Genomic DNA, 16419 nt, shown 5'->3' on the forward strand with positions numbered 1-16419 from the left:
CCGCCCCCCTGACTCTCCCCACCACATGGAGGCCATGCGGTGAACACCCTGCCGCAGCAGCTGGCCAACGGGCTGTTCCTCGGCTCGATGTACGGTCTGATCGCCATCGGCTACACGATGGTGTACGGCATCGTCCAGCTCATCAACTTCGCCCACGGCGAGATCTTCATGACCGGAGGCTTCGGCGCCCTCACGGTCTACCTTCTCCTGCCGGACGGCATATCCATGTGGGTAGCCCTGCCGGCGATGCTCATCGGCGGTGCCCTGGTCGCCGTTCTCATCGCCGTCGGCGCCGAACGCTTCGCCTACCGACCGCTGCGCGGCGCACCACGCCTCGCGCCACTGATCACCGCGATCGGCCTGTCGCTCGCGCTGCAGCAGGCGGTCTTCAACTGGTACCACGTCGACGGCGACGCCAAGACCGCCCGGGTCTTCCCGCAACTGCCGTTCGGCCCGCTGCACATCGGCTCGGTGACCGTGCAGAGCGGTGACATCTTCCTGATCATCGCCGCCCCGCTGTGCATGGCGATCCTCGCCCTGTTCGTCCGGCTCTCCCGCACCGGCCGCGCCATGCAGGCCACCGCCCAGGACCCGGACACCGCCCAGCTGATGGGCATCGACACCAACCGCATCATCGTCATCGCCTTCGCGATCGGCGGCTTCTTCGCGGCCGTCGCCGGTGTCTCCTACGGCCTCAAGTACGGCTCCGTCTCGTACGACATGGGCTTCATCGCCGGTCTGAAGGCGTTCACCGCGGCCGTCCTCGGCGGCATCGGCAACATCTACGGCGCCATGCTCGGCGGCCTCGTCCTCGGTATCGCCGAAGCCATGGCCACCGCCTACATCGCCAACGTCCCCGGCATGCAGCAGCTCGGCGGTGGCGGCTGGGCCTCCGTGTGGGCCTTCGTCCTGCTGATCCTCGTACTCCTCTTCAGACCACAGGGTCTGCTCGGCGAACGCGTCGCGGACAGGGCGTGAGCAGCATGACCGACACCACCACCATCTCCCCGGCGGCGACGGAGCGCGGGCCGGTCCCGCTGCCCCTGTCGGCCGCCCGGCTGCTCGTCGTCGTGGGCGCCGTGGGCACCATCGCCAGCACCTTCCTCAGCTGGACCTGGACCTCCGACTTCCCCGGCGACCTGACGGTCTACGGCTACCCGGCCGGCCTGCAGATCCTCGCCCTCGTGGGCGGCGTCCTCACCCTGCTGTTCGGGCTGACCCTGTGGGACGTGAAGTGGCTGCGCTGGCTGAACCCGGCCGGCGCCACCTCCCCGGTCTTCCTGACGGCCCTCTCGGCGTTCGCCGTCTGCTGGTTCACCGGCATCGCCATCGCCGTCGACCTCGGCGGCCTGGTCAACCTCGACCCCGGCGCCTACGTGGCGATGGCGGCCTCCGCGCTGCCCGTCGTCGGCGCCCTCGCGCTGCCCCACCCGGCCCCCGGCACCGGCATCCGCGGCTACCTGACCAAGCCCCAACTGCCCGCCCCCGCCAAGGCGTCACCGCTCACCGAGCGCATCATCGTCACGGTGGGCGTCGCGCTCGCCCTGCTGGCCTTCACCTACGGCATCGGCATCGACAACGACGCGAGCGAGACCTTCATCGGCTACCTGCTGCTGTTCGTCTTCGCCGCCTGGGGCCTCATGCACACCGGCCTCGTCGACCGCTTCGCGACCACCGCGGCACACCACAAGGGGTTCGCCTCGACGCTCGCCTTCGTCGCCGCCGTGATCTTCCCGTTCACCCAGAGCGACGACCACAACGCCAACGTCGGCGTGAACATCCTGATCTTCGCCACCGTCGCCCTCGGCCTGAACATCGTCGTCGGCCTCACCGGTCTGCTCGACCTCGGTTACGTCGCGTTCCTCGGTGTCGGCGCCTACGCGGCCGCCCTGGTCTCCGGCTCGGAGTACTCCCGGTTCTCCGGAGTGCACTTCCCGTTCTGGGCCGCCGCCCTCACCGGCATGGCCGCCTCGCTGGTCTTCGGTGTGCTGATCGGTGCGCCGACCCTGCGGCTGCGCGGCGACTACCTGGCCATCGTGACGCTCGGCTTCGGTGAGATCTTCCGCATCACCGTCAACAACCTGGACGGCGACTCCGGCCCGAACATCACCCGCGGCCCCAACGGCATCACCCAGATCCCGGACCTGAACATCTTCGGGTTCAACCTGGGCGAGGCGCACGACGTCGGCGGGTTCACCCTGGGCCGGTTCGCCAACTACCTGTTCCTGATGCTCATCGTCACGGCGATCGTCGTGCTCGTCTTCACCCGCGCCGCCGACTCCCGTATCGGCCGCTCCTGGATCGCCATCCGCGAGGACGAGACCGCCGCCACCGCCATGGGCATCAACGGCTTCCGCGTCAAGCTGATCGCCTTCGCCCTCGGCGCCTCCCTCGCGGGCCTCGCCGGCTCCGTGATGGCGCACGTCAACTACAGCGTGAACCCGCAGCCGTACCAGTTCGCCGGCGCCGCCCCGCCCAACTCGGCCTTCCTGCTGGCCGCCGTCGTCCTCGGCGGCATGGGCACCGTCAGCGGCCCGCTGCTCGGCGCGAGCGTGCTCTACCTGGTCCCGGAGAAGCTCCAGTTCCTGCAGAACTACGAGCTGTTCGCCTTCGGCGTCGCCCTGATCCTGCTGATGCGGTTCCGGCCGGAGGGCATCATCGCCAACCGCCGCCGCCAGCTGGAGTTCCACGAGACCGGCCAGCTCGACGTCCCGGCGCAGGCGACGCTGAGCGACGATCCCGCCGTCACCAAGGCAGGGGCGTAAGGAACCATGACGACACCTGTACTCGAAGCCCGTGACGTCACCATGCGGTTCGGCGGTCTGACCGCCGTCCGGTCCGTGGACTTCACGGTCAACAGCGGCGAGATCGTCGGCCTGATCGGCCCGAACGGCGCCGGCAAGACCACCTTCTTCAACTGCCTCACCGGTCTGTACGTGCCCACCGAGGGCACCGTCTCCTACCAGGGCAAGGTGCTGCCGCCGAAGCCGCACCTGGTCACGCAGGCGGGCATCGCGCGCACGTTCCAGAACATCCGGCTCTTCGCCAACATGACCGTTCTGGAGAACGTCCTCGTGGGCCGCCACACGCGGACCAAGGAGGGCCTGTGGTCCGCGCTGCTGCGCGGCCCCGGTTTCCGCAAGGCGGAGAAGGAGTCCGAGGCGAAGGCCATGGAGCTCCTGGAGTTCATCGGCCTCGCCGCCAAGCGCGACCACCTCGCGCGCAACCTGCCCTACGGCGAGCAGCGCAAGCTGGAGATCGCCCGGGCGCTGGCCAGCGAGCCGGGCCTGCTGCTGCTCGACGAGCCGACGGCCGGCATGAACCCGCAGGAGACCCGGGCCACCGAGGAACTGGTCTTCGCCATCCGGGACAAGGGCATCGCCGTCCTCGTCATCGAGCACGACATGCGCTTCATCTTCAACCTGTGCGACCGGGTCGCCGTGCTCGTGCAGGGCGAGAAGCTCGTCGAGGGCACCTCCGACGTCGTGCAGGCGGACGACCGGGTCATCGCCGCCTATCTGGGCGAGCCCTTCGAGGGCGACCCCGGGGCGGCGGAGGCCACCGAGGTCGAGGCGGCGGAGGCCGCCGCCGGGGCCGGCACCGCCGACGCGGAGAGCACCGCGGCCACGGAGAGCACCGAGGCGGACAGCACCACCAAGGGAGAGGCCCAGTGACCGCACTGCTGGAGGTCGAGGACCTCAGGGTCGCCTACGGCAAGATCGAGGCCGTCAAGGGCATCTCGTTCAGCGTCGAGGCCGGTCAGGTCGTGACCCTCATCGGCACCAACGGCGCCGGCAAGACGACGACCCTGCGTACCCTGTCGGGGCTGCTCAAGCCCTCCTCGGGGAAGGTCGTCTTCGAAGGCAAGCCGCTCAGCGGGGTCCCGGCGCACAAGATCGTCGCGCTCGGGCTCGCTCACTCCCCCGAGGGCCGGCACATCTTCCCGCGCCTGACGATCGCGGAGAACCTGCAGCTCGGCGCCTTCCTCCGCAAGGACAAGGCAGGCATCGACAAGGACATCCAGCGGGCCTACGACCTCTTCCCGATCCTGGGCGAGCGGCGCAAGCAGGCCGCGGGCACCCTCTCGGGCGGTGAGCAGCAGATGCTGGCGATGGGACGCGCGCTGATGTCCCAGCCGAAGCTGCTGATGCTGGACGAGCCGTCGATGGGGCTGTCGCCGATCATGATGCAGAAGATCATGACGACGATCCTGGAGCTGAAGTCGCAGGGGACGACGATCCTGCTGGTCGAGCAGAACGCGCAGGCGGCGCTGTCGCTGGCCGACCAGGGGCATGTGATGGAGGTCGGCAACATCGTGCTGTCGGGCAGTGGGCAGGATCTGCTGCACGACGAGTCGGTTCGTAAGGCCTACCTGGGCGAGGACTAGGCAGTCGGTCGGCTGCAGGTGCGTGGGGGCTGGTCGCGCCCACGCGGTGGAGCCGCAAATCGACAACAGCCCCGCGCCCCAAAAGAACGTAGGCCCGCGCCCGTTTCTCCGGGGCGCGGGCCTACGTACGCATTGCTTGCATCAGCCCTTGCTGGACTTCTTCTCCTCGCTGTCCGCGATGACGGCCTCGGCGACCTGCTGCATCGACATGCGGCGGTCCATCGACGTCTTCTGGATCCAGCGGAACGCGGCCGGCTCGGTCAGGCCGTACTCGGTCTGGAGGATGGACTTCGCGCGGTCGACCAGTTTGCGGGTCTCCAGGCGCAGGGTGAGGTCGGCGACCTCCTTCTCCAGCTGCCGCAGCTCGTTGAAGCGGGAGACGGCCATCTCGATCGCCGGGACCACGTCGCTCTTGCTGAACGGCTTGACCAGGTACGCCATCGCACCGGCGTCCCGGGCCCGCTCCACCAGGTCGCGCTGCGAGAAGGCGGTGAGCATCAGGACCGGGGCGATGGACTCCTCGGCGATCTTCTCGGCCGCCGAGATACCGTCCAGCTTGGGCATCTTGACGTCGAGGATGACCAGGTCGGGGCGGTGCTCGCGGGCCAGTTCGATGGCCTGCTCGCCGTCACCGGCCTCGCCGACGACCGTGTACCCCTCCTCCTCCAGCATCTCTTTCAGGTCGAGCCGGATCAAGGCCTCGTCCTCGGCGATGACGACACGGGTCGTCAGCGGAGGCACATGCGACTTGTCGTCGGGTGCGTCGACTGGCTGGGGCGACTCGGCGGCGGTCACGGGGGCTCCTCGTTCAGGGCAGGGGTACTGCTGACAAGAGCCTACCTAGCTACGGTATGGTGGACGCGCGGAGGGTCGGGGATCACCTTTGATTCTTCGAGCCCCGGTAGCCCAATTGGCAGCAGGCAACGGATTCAAAACCCGTACAGTGTCGGTTCGAGTCCGACCCGGGGCACTTTTCCTTGGTTTCCAAGGTCGCGTTATTGCGTGACCCAAGGGCCTCTCCGCCTGGCGGAGGGGCCCTTCGCGCGTCACCTCGGGCTGTCGTCCTCACCGATGTGGTGCACCCGGACCATGTTGGTGGAGCCGGAGACGCCGGGCGGGGAGCCCGCCGTGATGACCACGACGTCGCCCTTCTCGCAGCGCCCGTACTTCAGCAGCAGCTCGTCGACCTGGTCGACCATCTTGTCCGTCGAGTCGACGTGCGGGCCGAGGAAGGTCTCCACGCCCCAGGTCAGGTTGAGCTGGGAGCGGGTGGCCGGTTCCGGGGTGAAGGCGAGCAGCGGGATCGGCGAGCGGTAGCGGGACAGCCGGCGGACCGTGTCGCCCGACTCGGTGAACGCGACCAGGAACTTCGCGTTCAGGAAGTCGCCCGTCTCGGCGGCGGCCCGGGCGACCGCGCCGCCCTGGGTGCGGGGCTTGTTGCTCTCGGTCAGCGGCGGCAGGCCCTTGGCGAGGATGTCCTCCTCGGCCGCCTCGACGATCTTCGCCATGGTGCGGACGGTCTCGATCGGGTACTTGCCGACGCTGGTCTCGCCGGAGAGCATCACCGCGTCCGTGCCGTCGATGACCGCGTTGGCGACGTCGGAGGCCTCGGCACGGGTGGGCCGCGAGTTCTCGATCATCGAGTCGAGCATCTGGGTGGCGACGATGACCGGCTTGGCGTTGCGCTTGGCCAGCTTGATCGCGCGCTTCTGGACGATCGGCACCTGCTCCAGCGGCATCTCCACGCCCAGGTCGCCACGGGCGACCATGATGCCGTCGAAGGCGGCCACGATGGAGTCGATGTTCTCGACGGCCTGCGGCTTCTCGACCTTGGCGATCACCGGGAGGCGGCGGCCCTCCTCGTCCATGATGCGGTGGACGTCCTCGATGTCCCGGCCGCTGCGCACGAAGCTGAGCGCGATCACGTCGAAGCCGTTGCGCAGCGCCCACCGCAGGTCGGCCTCGTCCTTCTCGGAGAGGGCCGGGACGGAGACGGCGACGCCGGGGAGGTTGAGGCCCTTGTGGTCGGAGACCATGCCGCCCTCGACCACCGTGGTGTGCACGCGGGGGCCGTCGACGTGGGTGACCTCCAGGCAGACCTTGCCGTCGTCCACGAGGACGCGCTCACCCGGGGTGACGTCGTCCGCCAGACCCCGGTACGTCGTCCCGCACTGGTGCCGGTCACCCTCGGCGCCCTCCTCGACGGTGATCACGAACGTGTCACCGCGTTCGAGGAGTACGGGGCCCTCAGTGAAGCGGCCGAGCCGGATCTTCGGGCCTTGAAGGTCGGCGAGGATCCCGACACTGCGACCGGACTCGTCGGAGGCCTTGCGGACGCGGTGGTAGCGCTCCTCGTGCTCGGCGTAGCCGCCGTGGCTGAGGTTGAATCGGGCGACGTCCATTCCGGCCTCGACCAGTGCCTTGATCTGGTCGTACGAGTCGGTGGCGGGCCCCAGAGTACAAACGATCTTTGCTCGGCGCATGGTTCGAGCCTAGGCCTTACCGGCGGGTAGAGAATTGGTCGTACATGACGACCCAACAACCTTTACGTGAAGGCCTATTGACAAGTGTTGAATTGTGCGCACGTCCGCTCCGATGAGCATCTCGCATCTGTTGAACGCGAGGGATCACCCGCGGGTCACAACCGAGGCGGCGCCATCGTGAAGTGCGCGCCGACCTGAGCGGTCACGCGCAGTTGCGGCGGTTCGAGATCCAGGGGCTCGGCGGGCGCCGGCATGTCGGCCACCGCCCGGCTGCGGAGTGCGCCGCCGAAGGCCGCCCGGTGCGGCCGCGGACCCTCGACACCGGTGTCGGCGAGCTCGACCAGGGCGGCGAGGGAGGTGCCGAGGGCGCTCGCGTACTCCCGGGCCCGCTGCACCGCGTCGGCGACCGCCCGCCGCCGGGCCTCGCCGTGCACGGGTGAGTCGGGACGCAGCGACCACCAGGGGCCGTCCACCCGGGTCAGCTCCAAGTCGGCGAGTCGGGTGACGAGTTCGCCGAGCACGGTGAAGTCGGTGAACTCGGCGGTGAGCTGCACCCGCCCGTGATAGGTGCGCACCCGCTCGCCCCGGCCGCGCTCGGTGAACTCAGGGGCGATGGAGAAGGCCCCCGTGGACAGCTGCTCCACCGCGTCGCCGTACGACTTGATCAGGTCGAGGGCGGTGGTGTTGCGGCGGGTGAGGTCGTCGAGGGTCGAACGGCGGTCCCGGCCCCGGGCACTGACCATGACAGTGATCCGGGCCAGCTCCGGCTCGACCTCCAGCTCGGCCTCGCCGCGCACGACGAGAAGGGGTGCGTCGGGCGTGCCGGCCGGCCGGCGTTCCTCGGTCATACGCCCCACCCTGTCACGCCATCCCCACGTGTGCGCCGGTCGCGTACGTCAACCAGGTCGTCGTCACCGCGACCGGGACCCTGACCACGGTGGAGGCCCGTTACCAGGACGCCCCGATCATCGACCTGATCACCACGGTCCAGGAGGTCGTGGTCAGGGCGGCCCTGGCGGACACCCCGTACGCGTCGCTGCCGGTGATCGCGCAGGCCTCGCCGTTCTCCCGGACCTCCGAGATCCCGGCGGGCGACGTGACCATCCGGGACCTGTCGAGCCTGTACGTGTACGACAACACGCTGGTCGCCAAGGTGATGACCGGCGCCCAGATCCGCGCGTACCTGGAGTACTCGGCGGAGTACTACGTCCAGACGGCCGCCGACGCCGCCGTCGACGTGGAGAAGCTGACCAACGCGAACAGCCGACCGGACTACAACGACGACTACGTCTCGGGTCTGCGGTACGAGATCGACATCGCGCAGCCGGCCGGTTCGCGGATCAAGAACCTCACCTACGACGGGGCCGCTCTCGACGACGCCCGGCAGTTCGTGCTCGCGGTCAACAACTACCGTGCCAACGGCGGCGGCGCGTTCCTGTACGTCGCCTCGGCCAAGGAGCTGTGGTCGGAGTCGACCGAGATCCGTACCCGGATCGCGGAGTGGGTGACCGCCAAGGGCGTCCTGGACCCGAAGGACTTCGCGTCGGTGGACTGGAAGCTGACGCGGCACGGCACGCCGGTGTTCTGGTGCGTTCGAACGGGCGCCGGCCCGCACGGGCCGGCGCCGTTCCTCAGTCGACGAGGGGCGTGAGCTGCCTCGGCTGCTGCTGCGCCGGGACCCTTTCCTCCGGCCGCTCCAGGCCGAAGCTGGTGAAGGCCGTGCGCGCGGGCAGCGGGTAGGGGTCCTTGCCGGTCAGGGAGTTGAGGATGGTGGCGGAGCGCCAGGCGGCCAGACCCAGGTCCGGTGCACCCACGCCGTGGGTGTGGAGTCCGGCGTTCTGGACGTACGCCGCTCCGGTCACCGACGGGTCGAGGACGAGCCGGAACCGCTCGTCCACGCGCGGGCGTTCGCTGTTGTCCCGGCGCAGATAGGGGTCGAGTCCGGCGAGCAGGCGGCCGAGGGGCCGCTCGCGGTAGCCGGTGGCCAGGACGACGGCGTCGGTGGTGAGCCGGGAGCGGCTGCCCTGCTGGACGTGTTCGAGGTGGAGCTCGACCTTGGTGGTGGCGACGCGTCCGGCGGTGCGGACCTGGACCCCGGGGGTCAGGACGGCTTCGGGCCAGCCGCCGTGCAGCGTACGGCGGTACAGCTCGTCGTGGATGGCGGCGAGGGTGTCGGCGTCGATGCCCCTGTGCAGCTGCCACTGGGAGGAGACGAGCCGGTCCCGGACGGATTCCCTGAGGGCGTGGAAGTAGCGGGTGTAGTCGGGGGTGAAGTGCTCCAGGCCGAGCTTGGAGTACTCCATGGGCGCGAACGCCTCGCCGCGCCCGATCCAGTGCAGCTTCTCGCGGCCGGCGGGCCGGTGGCGCAGCAGATCGAGGAAGACCTCGGCGCCGGACTGCCCGGAGCCCACGACGGTGACGTGCTCGGCGGCGAGGAGGGCCTCGCGGTGGTCGAGGTAGTCGGCCGCGTGGATGACCGGGACGCCCGCGGACTCCACGAGGGGCTTGAGCGGGTCGGGCACGTACGGGACGGTCCCGACCCCGAGCACGACGTTCCTCGTGTACGTACGGCCGAGCGACTCGGCCTCGCCCTCGGCGTCGAGCCGGGTGAAGTCGACCTCGAACAGGTCGCGTTCGGAGTTCCAGCGGACGGCGTCGGCCTGGTGGGAGAAGCGCAGTCCGGGCAGGTTCTCGGCGACCCAGCGGCAGTAGGCGTCGTACTCGGCGCGCCGGATGTGGAAGCGCTCGGCGAAGTAGAACGGGAAGAGCCGGTCGCGGGCCTTGAGGTAGTTGAGGAACGTCCAGGGGCTCGCGGGGTCGGCGAGGGTCACCAGGTCGGCGAGGAACGGCACCTGGATGGTGGCGCCGTCGATCAGGAGCCCGGGGTGCCAGTCGAAACCCGGGCGCTGTTCGTAGAAGACGGCGTCGAGTTCGGCGAGCGGGTGGGCGAGTGCGGCGAGGGAGAGGTTGAACGGTCCGATGCCGATGCCGACCAGGTCGCGGGGTGCTTCGGGCTCGTGGTGTGGGGGGTTGGGCGTCGAGCTCATTGGGGCGTCGTTCCTTCCACGAGTTTCAGGAGGAGGGCCAGTTCGTCCGGCCGGGTGTGGGGGTTGAGGAGGGTGGCCTTGAACCAGAGCCGGCCGTCGAGCCGGGCCCGGCCGAGGACCGCCCGGCCGTCGTGCAGCAGCCTGCGCCGTACGCCGGCGACGTCGTCGTCGGTGGCTCCGGTGGGGCGGAACAGCACCGTGCTGATGTTCGGCCGGTCGTAGAGCTCGAAGCCGGGGTGCTCGCGGACCAGGGCGGCGAAGTCCCTTGCCCGGGCGCACACCTGGTCGACCAGCGTGCCGAGTCCGGTGCGGCCCAGGGTCTTGAGGGTGACCGCGATCTTGAGGATGTCGGGACGCCGGGTGGTGCGCAGGGAGCGGGCGAGCAGGTCGGGGTAGCCGGCCTCGGTGTCGTCGTCGGCGTTGAGGTAGTCGGCGTGGTGGTGCAGGACGCCGAGCTCGGCCGGGCGGGCGACGGCGAGGAGACCGGCGGCGACCGGCTGCCAGCCGAGTTTGTGCAGGTCGAGAGTGACGCTGTGGGCGCGCTCCAGGCCGGCGAGTTTGTCTTGGTGCCGGTCGCTGAAGGCGAGGCCGCCCCCGTAGGCGGCGTCGACGTGCAGCCGGGCGCCGTGGGCGGCGCAGAGCCCGGCGATCTCGGGGAGCGGGTCGATGAGCCCGGCGTCGGTGGTGCCGGCGGTGGCGGCGACCAGCAGCGGCCGGGGCAGGCGGGTGAGGGCGTCGTGGAGGGCGGACGGGTCGAGGGTGCCGTTCGGGGCGGGGACCACGACGGGGTCGGGCAGGCCGAGCAGCCAGGCGGCGCGGGGCAGCGAGTGGTGGGCGTTGGCGCCGCAGACCAGCCGGACGGAGCCGCCGGAGGCTTCCCGGGCGAGGAGCAGGGCGAGCTGGTTGGACTCGGTGCCGCCGGTGGTGACCATGGCGTCGGAGAGGCCGATGGCGTGCGCGAGGGTGCGGGTGACCAGGGCTTCCAGGGCGGCGGCGGCCGGGGCCTGGTCCCAGGAGTCCAGGGAGGGGTTGAGGGCGCTCGCGGCGAGGTCGGCGGCGGTCGCGACGGCGAGCGGCGGGCAGTGCAGATGCCCCGCGCACAGCGGGTCGGCGGGATCGGCGGCGCCCTCGGCGAGGGCGGTCACGAGGGTGCGCAGGGCGTCGGGGTCGCCGTCGTCCGGGAGCACGTCCCCCACGGCGTCCGCGACCCGCTCGGCCACCGCCTCCGGGCCGCCCGCGGGCAGCGGTCCGCCGCGCGCCCGGCCGCCCTCGCGCAGCGCGTCGAGCACGGTGTCCAGCAGAGGCCGCAGGGCGTCGGGGCCCTGGGGTCCGGATGCGAGGGGCGGCGTGCTCATGGGCTCTCCTCGGGGCGCTGGCCGAAAGGGGGTGTCCGCAGGGGAGGTTCCAGCTTGTACGGGATTGGGTCTGCGCGTCCCCAAAGTTCAACGATCGGAACCCGAAAGTGGGTACTGCCGTGCGGGGAAAACCTGTCGGGGCGGTGCGCCCCGGGCGCGTCGGAGCAACCGGTGAAAGGGCGTTGAGACCGTGGCTGACCGGGGTTAACGTCGGTCGGGTGGTTGACGCGTGGATGATCGACGTGCCCGGTGAGCGGGTGCTGGTGCGGGAACCGCGGCCCGCGGACGAGGCGCCGCTGCTGGACCTCTTCGAGGCCTGCGAGGACTGGTTCGTGGCGGCGACGGGGCTGCCGTCGGGGCCGGGTGACGTGCAGAGCCTCTTCTACGGGCTGCCCGAGGGTGCCGACCCGGACGACAAGGTGCTGCTGGTGCTGGAGCGGGACGGGGTCGTCTCGGGCCTGGTGGACGCGGTACGGAACCATCCGGTGCCCGGCGCGGTCGCGGTGGGGCTGTTCCTGCTGGCGCCCTGGGCGCGGGGCCGGGGCCTCGGGCGGGCGCTGGCCGAGTCGCTGCTCGCGCATGCCGAGGGGGTGACCCTCGTGACGGCGTCGGTGCCGCCGGGCTGGCGCTCCGGGGAGTGCTTCCTGGAGCGCCTGGGCTTCACGCTGGGCGCGGAGAAGCCCGGTGCGGCCGAGGTGGGCAACCGGCGCGCGGGGCCGCGGGAGGGCGCCGTGCGCCGGGCGGAGCTGCGGCCGGCCGCGGGCTGAGGCCGTTGCCCGGGTGGGAACGGTCCTTCAGGGGCGGAAGTCGGGTGCGTGATCGGCGGCCCCCTGGACGTACAGGAAGACCTTGGTCGCCCCCGCGAGCAGCGGGGCCGGGTCCTCCGGCCGGAACCGCACCACATCGGCCTTGGCGGGCAGGCCGGCCGGCCCTCTCCGGGGCGCGGGTGAGCGCCCGCACGGGCTGTCCGTCGGCCACGAGACGTGCGACGAGGGCACGGCCGACGTTGCCGGTGGCACCGGTGACTGCGATCACGGGTTTCTCCCTGGGGCCGTGGTGCCGGGTCGGCACCGAGCTCAGGAGCGCACGGCCGGTCCCCGCATCGTCGTGGAGGACGGCCGCGCCCGTGTCGTCGTACGTCCGCGGTCCTAGGCCTCGCGGACCCGCAACGCCCTTGCCAGGTCGTCGAGTTCGTCGGTCAGGCGGCGGCGCAGGGCCGTGGCCGGTTCGGCGTCGTCCAGGCAGGCCCGGCCCAGGGAGAGGTTCTCGGCGTCCACGGCGTGCGCGGGGAAGGCATCGCGGCCGACGACCGTGGCGATGGCGGGGCCGCGCCGGGCGGCGACGGCGACCGCGTCCTGGTAGTAGCGCGGCACGTACTCCCGGACCAGGTCGGCCTGTTCGGGGTGCCAGAAGCCCTGGGCGGTGGCCGCGAACAGGTAGTTGGACAGGTCGTCGCCGCCGAACATGGCCTCCCAGGCGGCGTGCTTGGCCCCGGGGTCGGGCAGTGCGGCCCGGCAGCGGGCGGCGCCCTCCTGGCCGCTGGCGCTGGGGTCGCGCTCCAGCTCGGCGGCGATCCGCTCCTCGTCGACGGCGCCGAGGACGGCGAGCCGGCTCATGATGCGCCAGCGCAGCTCGGGGTCGAGCTCGGGCCCGCCGGGCACGGTGCCCTCGGCCAGCCAGGCGGCGATGGTGTCGGGATGGGCGGCGGCCCGGATGAAGTGCCGTACGGCGATCAGGCGCAGCCCGGGGTTGTCGCCGTCCTCGGTGCGCCGGATGAAGTCGCGGCACAGCGCGGAGACCGTGGCGAGGGCGGCCGGGCGGTCCTCGGGCCTGAGGTACCGGTCGACGAGGTAAACCGCGGTGAAGTTCAGCACGCCCTGGACGAGGGCGAGGTCGGTCTCGTGCGGGAGGTGGGCGCGGGCGGTCTCCAGGTAGGCGGCGGGCGGGAGCTCCCCGTCGCGGACGGCGTCCCGCAGGGCGTTCCACACCACCGCGCGGGTGAGCGCGTCGGGCAGGCCCGACAGGTCGGCCCGGATGGTCTCGGCGGACTCGGCGTCGAAGCGGATCTTGGCGTAGGTCAGGTCGCCGTCGTTGAGCACGAGCAGGGCGGGACGCTTGCCGAGGACCTGGGGGGCGGTCTGCGGGATGTCGAGGTCGATGCGCTCGCGCAGGGTGAGCCGGCCCTCGTCGGTGAGGTCCTGGTCGTAGACGCCGACGCAGATGCGGTGCGGACGGCTGCCGGTGCGCTCGACGGTGAGGGTGCGGGTGCCGTCGGCGGCGGTGGCGGGCACCGCGGTGAGGGTGTCGACGCCGGTGGTGCGCAGCCAGGTGTCGGCCCACGCGTGCACGTCGCGTTCGGTGGCGGCGGCGAGGGAGTCGATGAAGTCCGCGAGGGTGGCGTTGCCGAACCGGTGCCGCTGGAAGTGGATGTTGATGCCGGCCAGGAAGTCCTTCTCGCCCATCCAGGCGACCAGCTGGCGCAGCGCGGAGGCGCCCTTGGCGTAGGAGATGCCGTCGAAGTTGAGCAGGGCGGCGGCGGTGTCGTCGACGGCCTCGGGGGCGACCGGGTGGGTGGAGGGGCGCTGGTCGGCGTCGTAGCCCCAGGCCTTGCGGGCCACCCCGAAGTCGACCCAGGTGTCGGTGAAGCGGGTGGCCTCGGTGAGGGTCTGGTAGCCCATGTACTCGGCGAAGGACTCGTTCAGCCAGATGTCGTCCCACCAGCGGAGGGTGACGAGGTCGCCGAACCACATGTGGGCCATCTCGTGGGCGACGACCATCGCGCGGGTCTGCCGTTCGGTGTCGGTGACGGCGGAGCGGTAGACGAACTCGTCGCGGAAGGTGACCAGTCCGGGGTTCTCCATGGCGCCGGCGTTGAACTCCGGGACGAACGCCTGGTCGTAGGAGTCGAAGGGGTAGGGCTCCTCGAACTTCTCGTGGTAGCGGTCGTAGCACGCGCGCGTGATGTCGAGGATCTCCTCGGCGTCGGCGTCGAGGTGCGGGGCCAGCGAGCGGCGGCAGTGGATGCCGAAGGGCAGGCCCCGGTGCTCGGTGCGCACCGAGTGCCAGGGGCCGGCGGCGACGGCGACCAGGTAGGTGGAGATCAGCGGGGTGGCGGCGGCCCGCCAGCGGCCCTCGCCGAGGTGCTCGGTGACCCCGTTGGCAAGGACGGTCCAGCCTTCGGGAGCGGTCACGGACAGCTCGAAGACGGCCTTCAGGTCGGGCTGGTCGAAGGCGGCGAAGACGCGCTGCACGTCGTCCATGAACAGCTGGGTGTAGACGTACGTCGCGTCGTCCGTGGGGTCGGTGAAGCGGTGCATGCCCTCACCGGTGCGCGAGTAGCGCATGGTGGCGTCGACGCGCAGCTCGTGCTCACCCGCGGTGAGGCCCTTCAGGGGCAGCCGGTCCTGCTCCAGTGTCTCGGGGTCGAGGGGCCGTCCGTCCAGGGTGACGGCACGCAGGGCGGCGGGCTTCATCTCGACGAAGGTGTCGCCGTCGGACCGGGCCGTGAACCTGATCACGGTACGGGAGTCGAAGGTCTCGTCCCCGGTGGTCAGGTCGAGGTCGATCGTGTAGCGGTGGACGTCGAGGAGCTCGGCGCGGCTCTGCGCTTCGTCGCGAGTCAGTACGGACATGCGGGCCATGCTGCCCGATGACACCGACATCGCACAGGGGCAGGAGCGGTACGCGGCTTATGTCCGGCCGGAGAGCGCGGGCCGGGACGAGATCGCGCTGGTGGGCGCCCCCATTTGCGCCTGGAGCGCCTGTTCGAGCGCCTCGTCACCGCACGGGGGTCGCCCTGCGGTGCCGGACGCTCTTCGAGGCGTACGGCGGGTTCCTCGGATCAGTGTCCGTCCGTCTCCCGGCCGTTGACGGTGTCCTCGGCGATGGACTCGTGGTGCCTGATCACCTCGGCGATGATGAAGTTCAGGAACTTCTCGGCGAAGGCGGGGTCGAGCTTGGCGTTCTCGGCGAGGGCGCGCAGCCGGGCGATCTGCCGGGCCTCGCGGGCCGGGTCGGCCGGGGGCAGCCGGTGGACCGCCTTGAGGCGGCCGACCTGCTGGGTGGCCTTGAAGCGTTCGGCGAGCATGTGGACGACGGCCGCGTCGATGTTGTCGATGCTGTCGCGCAGCCGGCCGAGTTCCTCGCGGACGGCGGGGTCGACGTCACCGGTACCGGTGATGCTGGTGGTCATGGACGTCAACCCTAAGGGGGGCGGCGGGGGATCCCTATGGGCCGTGGGCGGGTTCGGCCACCGGCGGACCCGGTTCGCCGTCCGGCTGAAGGCCCTCGTTCCAGTCGTCGGGCACGGCCCGGCTCTGCTGGGCGCGGAAACGCACGGGAGCCGTGCCCACCCGGCGGGTGAACAGGCGGGAGAAGTAGGCCGGATCGTCGTAGCCGACGCGGCGGGCGACGGCGGCGACGGACAGTTCGGTGGTGGCGAGGAGTTCCTGGGCGCGGCCGAGCCGGATGCCGATCAGATAGTCCTTGGGGCTGCATCCGGCGACCCGGCGGACGGCGGTGCGCAGCTCGGCCGGGGTCATGCCGTGCCGGGCCGCGTGGTCGGCGACGGTCATCCCGGTGCAGGCGTCCCGCGCGAGCGCGTGCAGCACCGGGTCGCCGTCCGGGGCGAGGTCGGCACGCGCGCGACGCAGGGCGACCAGGAGCTCGTGCACGGCGGCGCCGGTCTCGACCTCCAGGAGGGGGTTGCCCTGGCGGGCGGCCCGGGCGATGCGGGCGATGACGTCGCGGGGGCCGGTGGCGTCCGAGAGGGGCACCACGGGCCGCTCGGGCTCGATGTAGCCGAGTTCCGTGTAGGTCGTGATGTCGGGGCCGGTGAAGGTCACGAAGGCCTCGTCCCAGCCGCTGTCCGGGTCGGGTCCGTAGTGGTGCGGGACGCCGGGCTTGAGCCACACCAGGGCGGGGGCGGTGACGGTGGTGCGGCGCCCGTCGGGCGTCCGGTACCAGCCCCGGCCCGAGCTGATCACCACGGCGACGTGTCCGTCCAGCACGCGCGGGCCGACGGCGGGCACCGCGCCGTGCTGGAGGCCGACACCGAGGCAGACCAGGCCGAGGCGGTGGTGGACGGCGCCGGGCGTGAAGAACCGCATCCAGGTGCGGAAGACCGGCGCTCCGTGCGGCACTGCGCG

At 71.2% G+C, this 16419-nt stretch carries 13 protein-coding genes, 1 tRNA gene and 2 pseudogenes; 7 read left to right on the plus strand and 9 right to left on the minus strand.

The annotated features are described in order from the left end of the window. The first annotated feature begins 39 nt into the window (after positions 1–39). From OHB00_RS13735 to OHB00_RS13750, 4 genes are read left to right on the plus strand one after another with little or no spacing between them, the layout of a single operon-like run. Complete coding sequence (locus OHB00_RS13735; protein ID WP_361283835.1) at positions 40–978, plus strand: branched-chain amino acid ABC transporter permease; 939 nt, start codon at positions 40–42, stop codon at positions 976–978. A gap of 5 nt (positions 979–983) precedes the next feature. After that, positions 984–2765, plus strand: coding sequence for a branched-chain amino acid ABC transporter permease (locus OHB00_RS13740; protein ID WP_406445768.1), 1782 nt, complete (start codon positions 984–986; stop codon positions 2763–2765). Positions 2766–2771: 6 nt separating this feature from the next. Then, on the plus strand, positions 2772–3674 hold the full coding sequence (locus OHB00_RS13745; protein ID WP_406434672.1) for an ABC transporter ATP-binding protein: 903 nt from the start codon (positions 2772–2774) through the stop codon (positions 3672–3674). Then, positions 3671–4387, plus strand: a complete 717-nt coding sequence (locus tag OHB00_RS13750) for an ABC transporter ATP-binding protein (RefSeq protein ID WP_406434674.1) — start codon at positions 3671–3673, stop codon at positions 4385–4387. Before OHB00_RS13745 ends, OHB00_RS13750 begins: the two co-directional genes overlap by 4 nt. 141 nt (positions 4388–4528) lie before the next feature. Here the strand turns inward: OHB00_RS13750 and OHB00_RS13755 are convergent, their stop codons facing one another. Further along, positions 4529–5182 carry an ANTAR domain-containing response regulator gene (locus tag OHB00_RS13755; RefSeq protein WP_406434676.1) on the minus strand — a complete coding sequence of 218 codons (654 nt, stop codon included), beginning with the start codon at positions 5180–5182 and terminating at the stop codon, positions 4529–4531. Positions 5183–5282: 100 nt separating this feature from the next. Here OHB00_RS13755 and OHB00_RS13760 point away from each other — a divergent pair. Further along, positions 5283–5357: transfer RNA gene (locus tag OHB00_RS13760), tRNA-Leu, on the plus strand. A 76-nt stretch (positions 5358–5433) separates the two neighbouring features. Here OHB00_RS13760 and pyk read toward each other — a convergent pair. After that, positions 5434–6870: a pyruvate kinase gene (gene pyk, locus OHB00_RS13765; RefSeq protein WP_406434678.1), complete on the minus strand. Its 1437-nt coding sequence runs from the start codon at positions 6868–6870 to the stop codon at positions 5434–5436. A 155-nt stretch (positions 6871–7025) separates the two neighbouring features. Next, positions 7026–7718: an SIMPL domain-containing protein gene (locus tag OHB00_RS13770; protein ID WP_406434680.1), complete on the minus strand. Its 693-nt coding sequence runs from the start codon at positions 7716–7718 to the stop codon at positions 7026–7028. Between the two features lie 38 nt (positions 7719–7756). Between OHB00_RS13770 and OHB00_RS13775 the strand changes: the two are divergent. Next, a pseudogene (locus OHB00_RS13775) lies at positions 7757–8455 on the plus strand (5'-nucleotidase C-terminal domain-containing protein); the annotation flags it as partial. A 46-nt stretch (positions 8456–8501) separates the two neighbouring features. Here the strand turns inward: OHB00_RS13775 and OHB00_RS13780 are convergent. Together OHB00_RS13780 and OHB00_RS13785 are read right to left on the minus strand one after the other, a co-directional pair. Beyond that, positions 8502–9917 carry a lysine N(6)-hydroxylase/L-ornithine N(5)-oxygenase family protein gene (locus tag OHB00_RS13780; RefSeq protein ID WP_406434682.1) on the minus strand — a complete coding sequence of 472 codons (1416 nt, stop codon included), beginning with the start codon at positions 9915–9917 and terminating at the stop codon, positions 8502–8504. Further along, positions 9914–11272, minus strand: a complete 1359-nt coding sequence (locus OHB00_RS13785; RefSeq protein WP_406434684.1) for a pyridoxal phosphate-dependent decarboxylase family protein — start codon at positions 11270–11272, stop codon at positions 9914–9916. The genes OHB00_RS13780 and OHB00_RS13785 overlap by 4 nt, the downstream gene beginning before the upstream one ends. A 218-nt stretch (positions 11273–11490) precedes the next feature. On the opposite strand from OHB00_RS13785, the gene OHB00_RS13790 reads away from it, so the two are divergent. After that, entirely contained in the window at positions 11491–12039 is a 549-nt protein-coding gene (locus tag OHB00_RS13790) for a GNAT family N-acetyltransferase (protein WP_406434686.1), read from the plus strand. A 211-nt stretch (positions 12040–12250) separates the two neighbouring features. Here OHB00_RS13790 and OHB00_RS13795 read toward each other — a convergent pair. The 4 genes and pseudogenes from OHB00_RS13795 to OHB00_RS13810 all read right to left on the minus strand — a co-directional run. Continuing rightward, positions 12251–12343: pseudogene (locus OHB00_RS13795) on the minus strand (hypothetical protein); the annotation flags it as partial. Between the two features lie 77 nt (positions 12344–12420). Beyond that, complete coding sequence (gene pepN, locus OHB00_RS13800) at positions 12421–14904, minus strand: aminopeptidase N (RefSeq protein ID WP_406434688.1); 2484 nt, start codon at positions 14902–14904, stop codon at positions 12421–12423. A 209-nt stretch (positions 14905–15113) separates the two neighbouring features. Next, entirely contained in the window at positions 15114–15464 is a 351-nt protein-coding gene (locus tag OHB00_RS13805) for a chorismate mutase (protein ID WP_406434691.1), read from the minus strand. A gap of 34 nt (positions 15465–15498) precedes the next feature. After that, on the minus strand, positions 15499–16380 hold the full coding sequence (locus OHB00_RS13810) for a helix-turn-helix domain-containing protein (protein ID WP_406445770.1): 882 nt from the start codon (positions 16378–16380) through the stop codon (positions 15499–15501). Between the last annotated feature and the right edge of the window lie 39 nt (positions 16381–16419).

This window comes from Streptomyces sp. NBC_00631 (genome assembly GCF_045206895.1).
Taxonomy (GTDB): Bacteria; Actinomycetota; Actinomycetes; order Streptomycetales; family Streptomycetaceae; genus Streptomyces.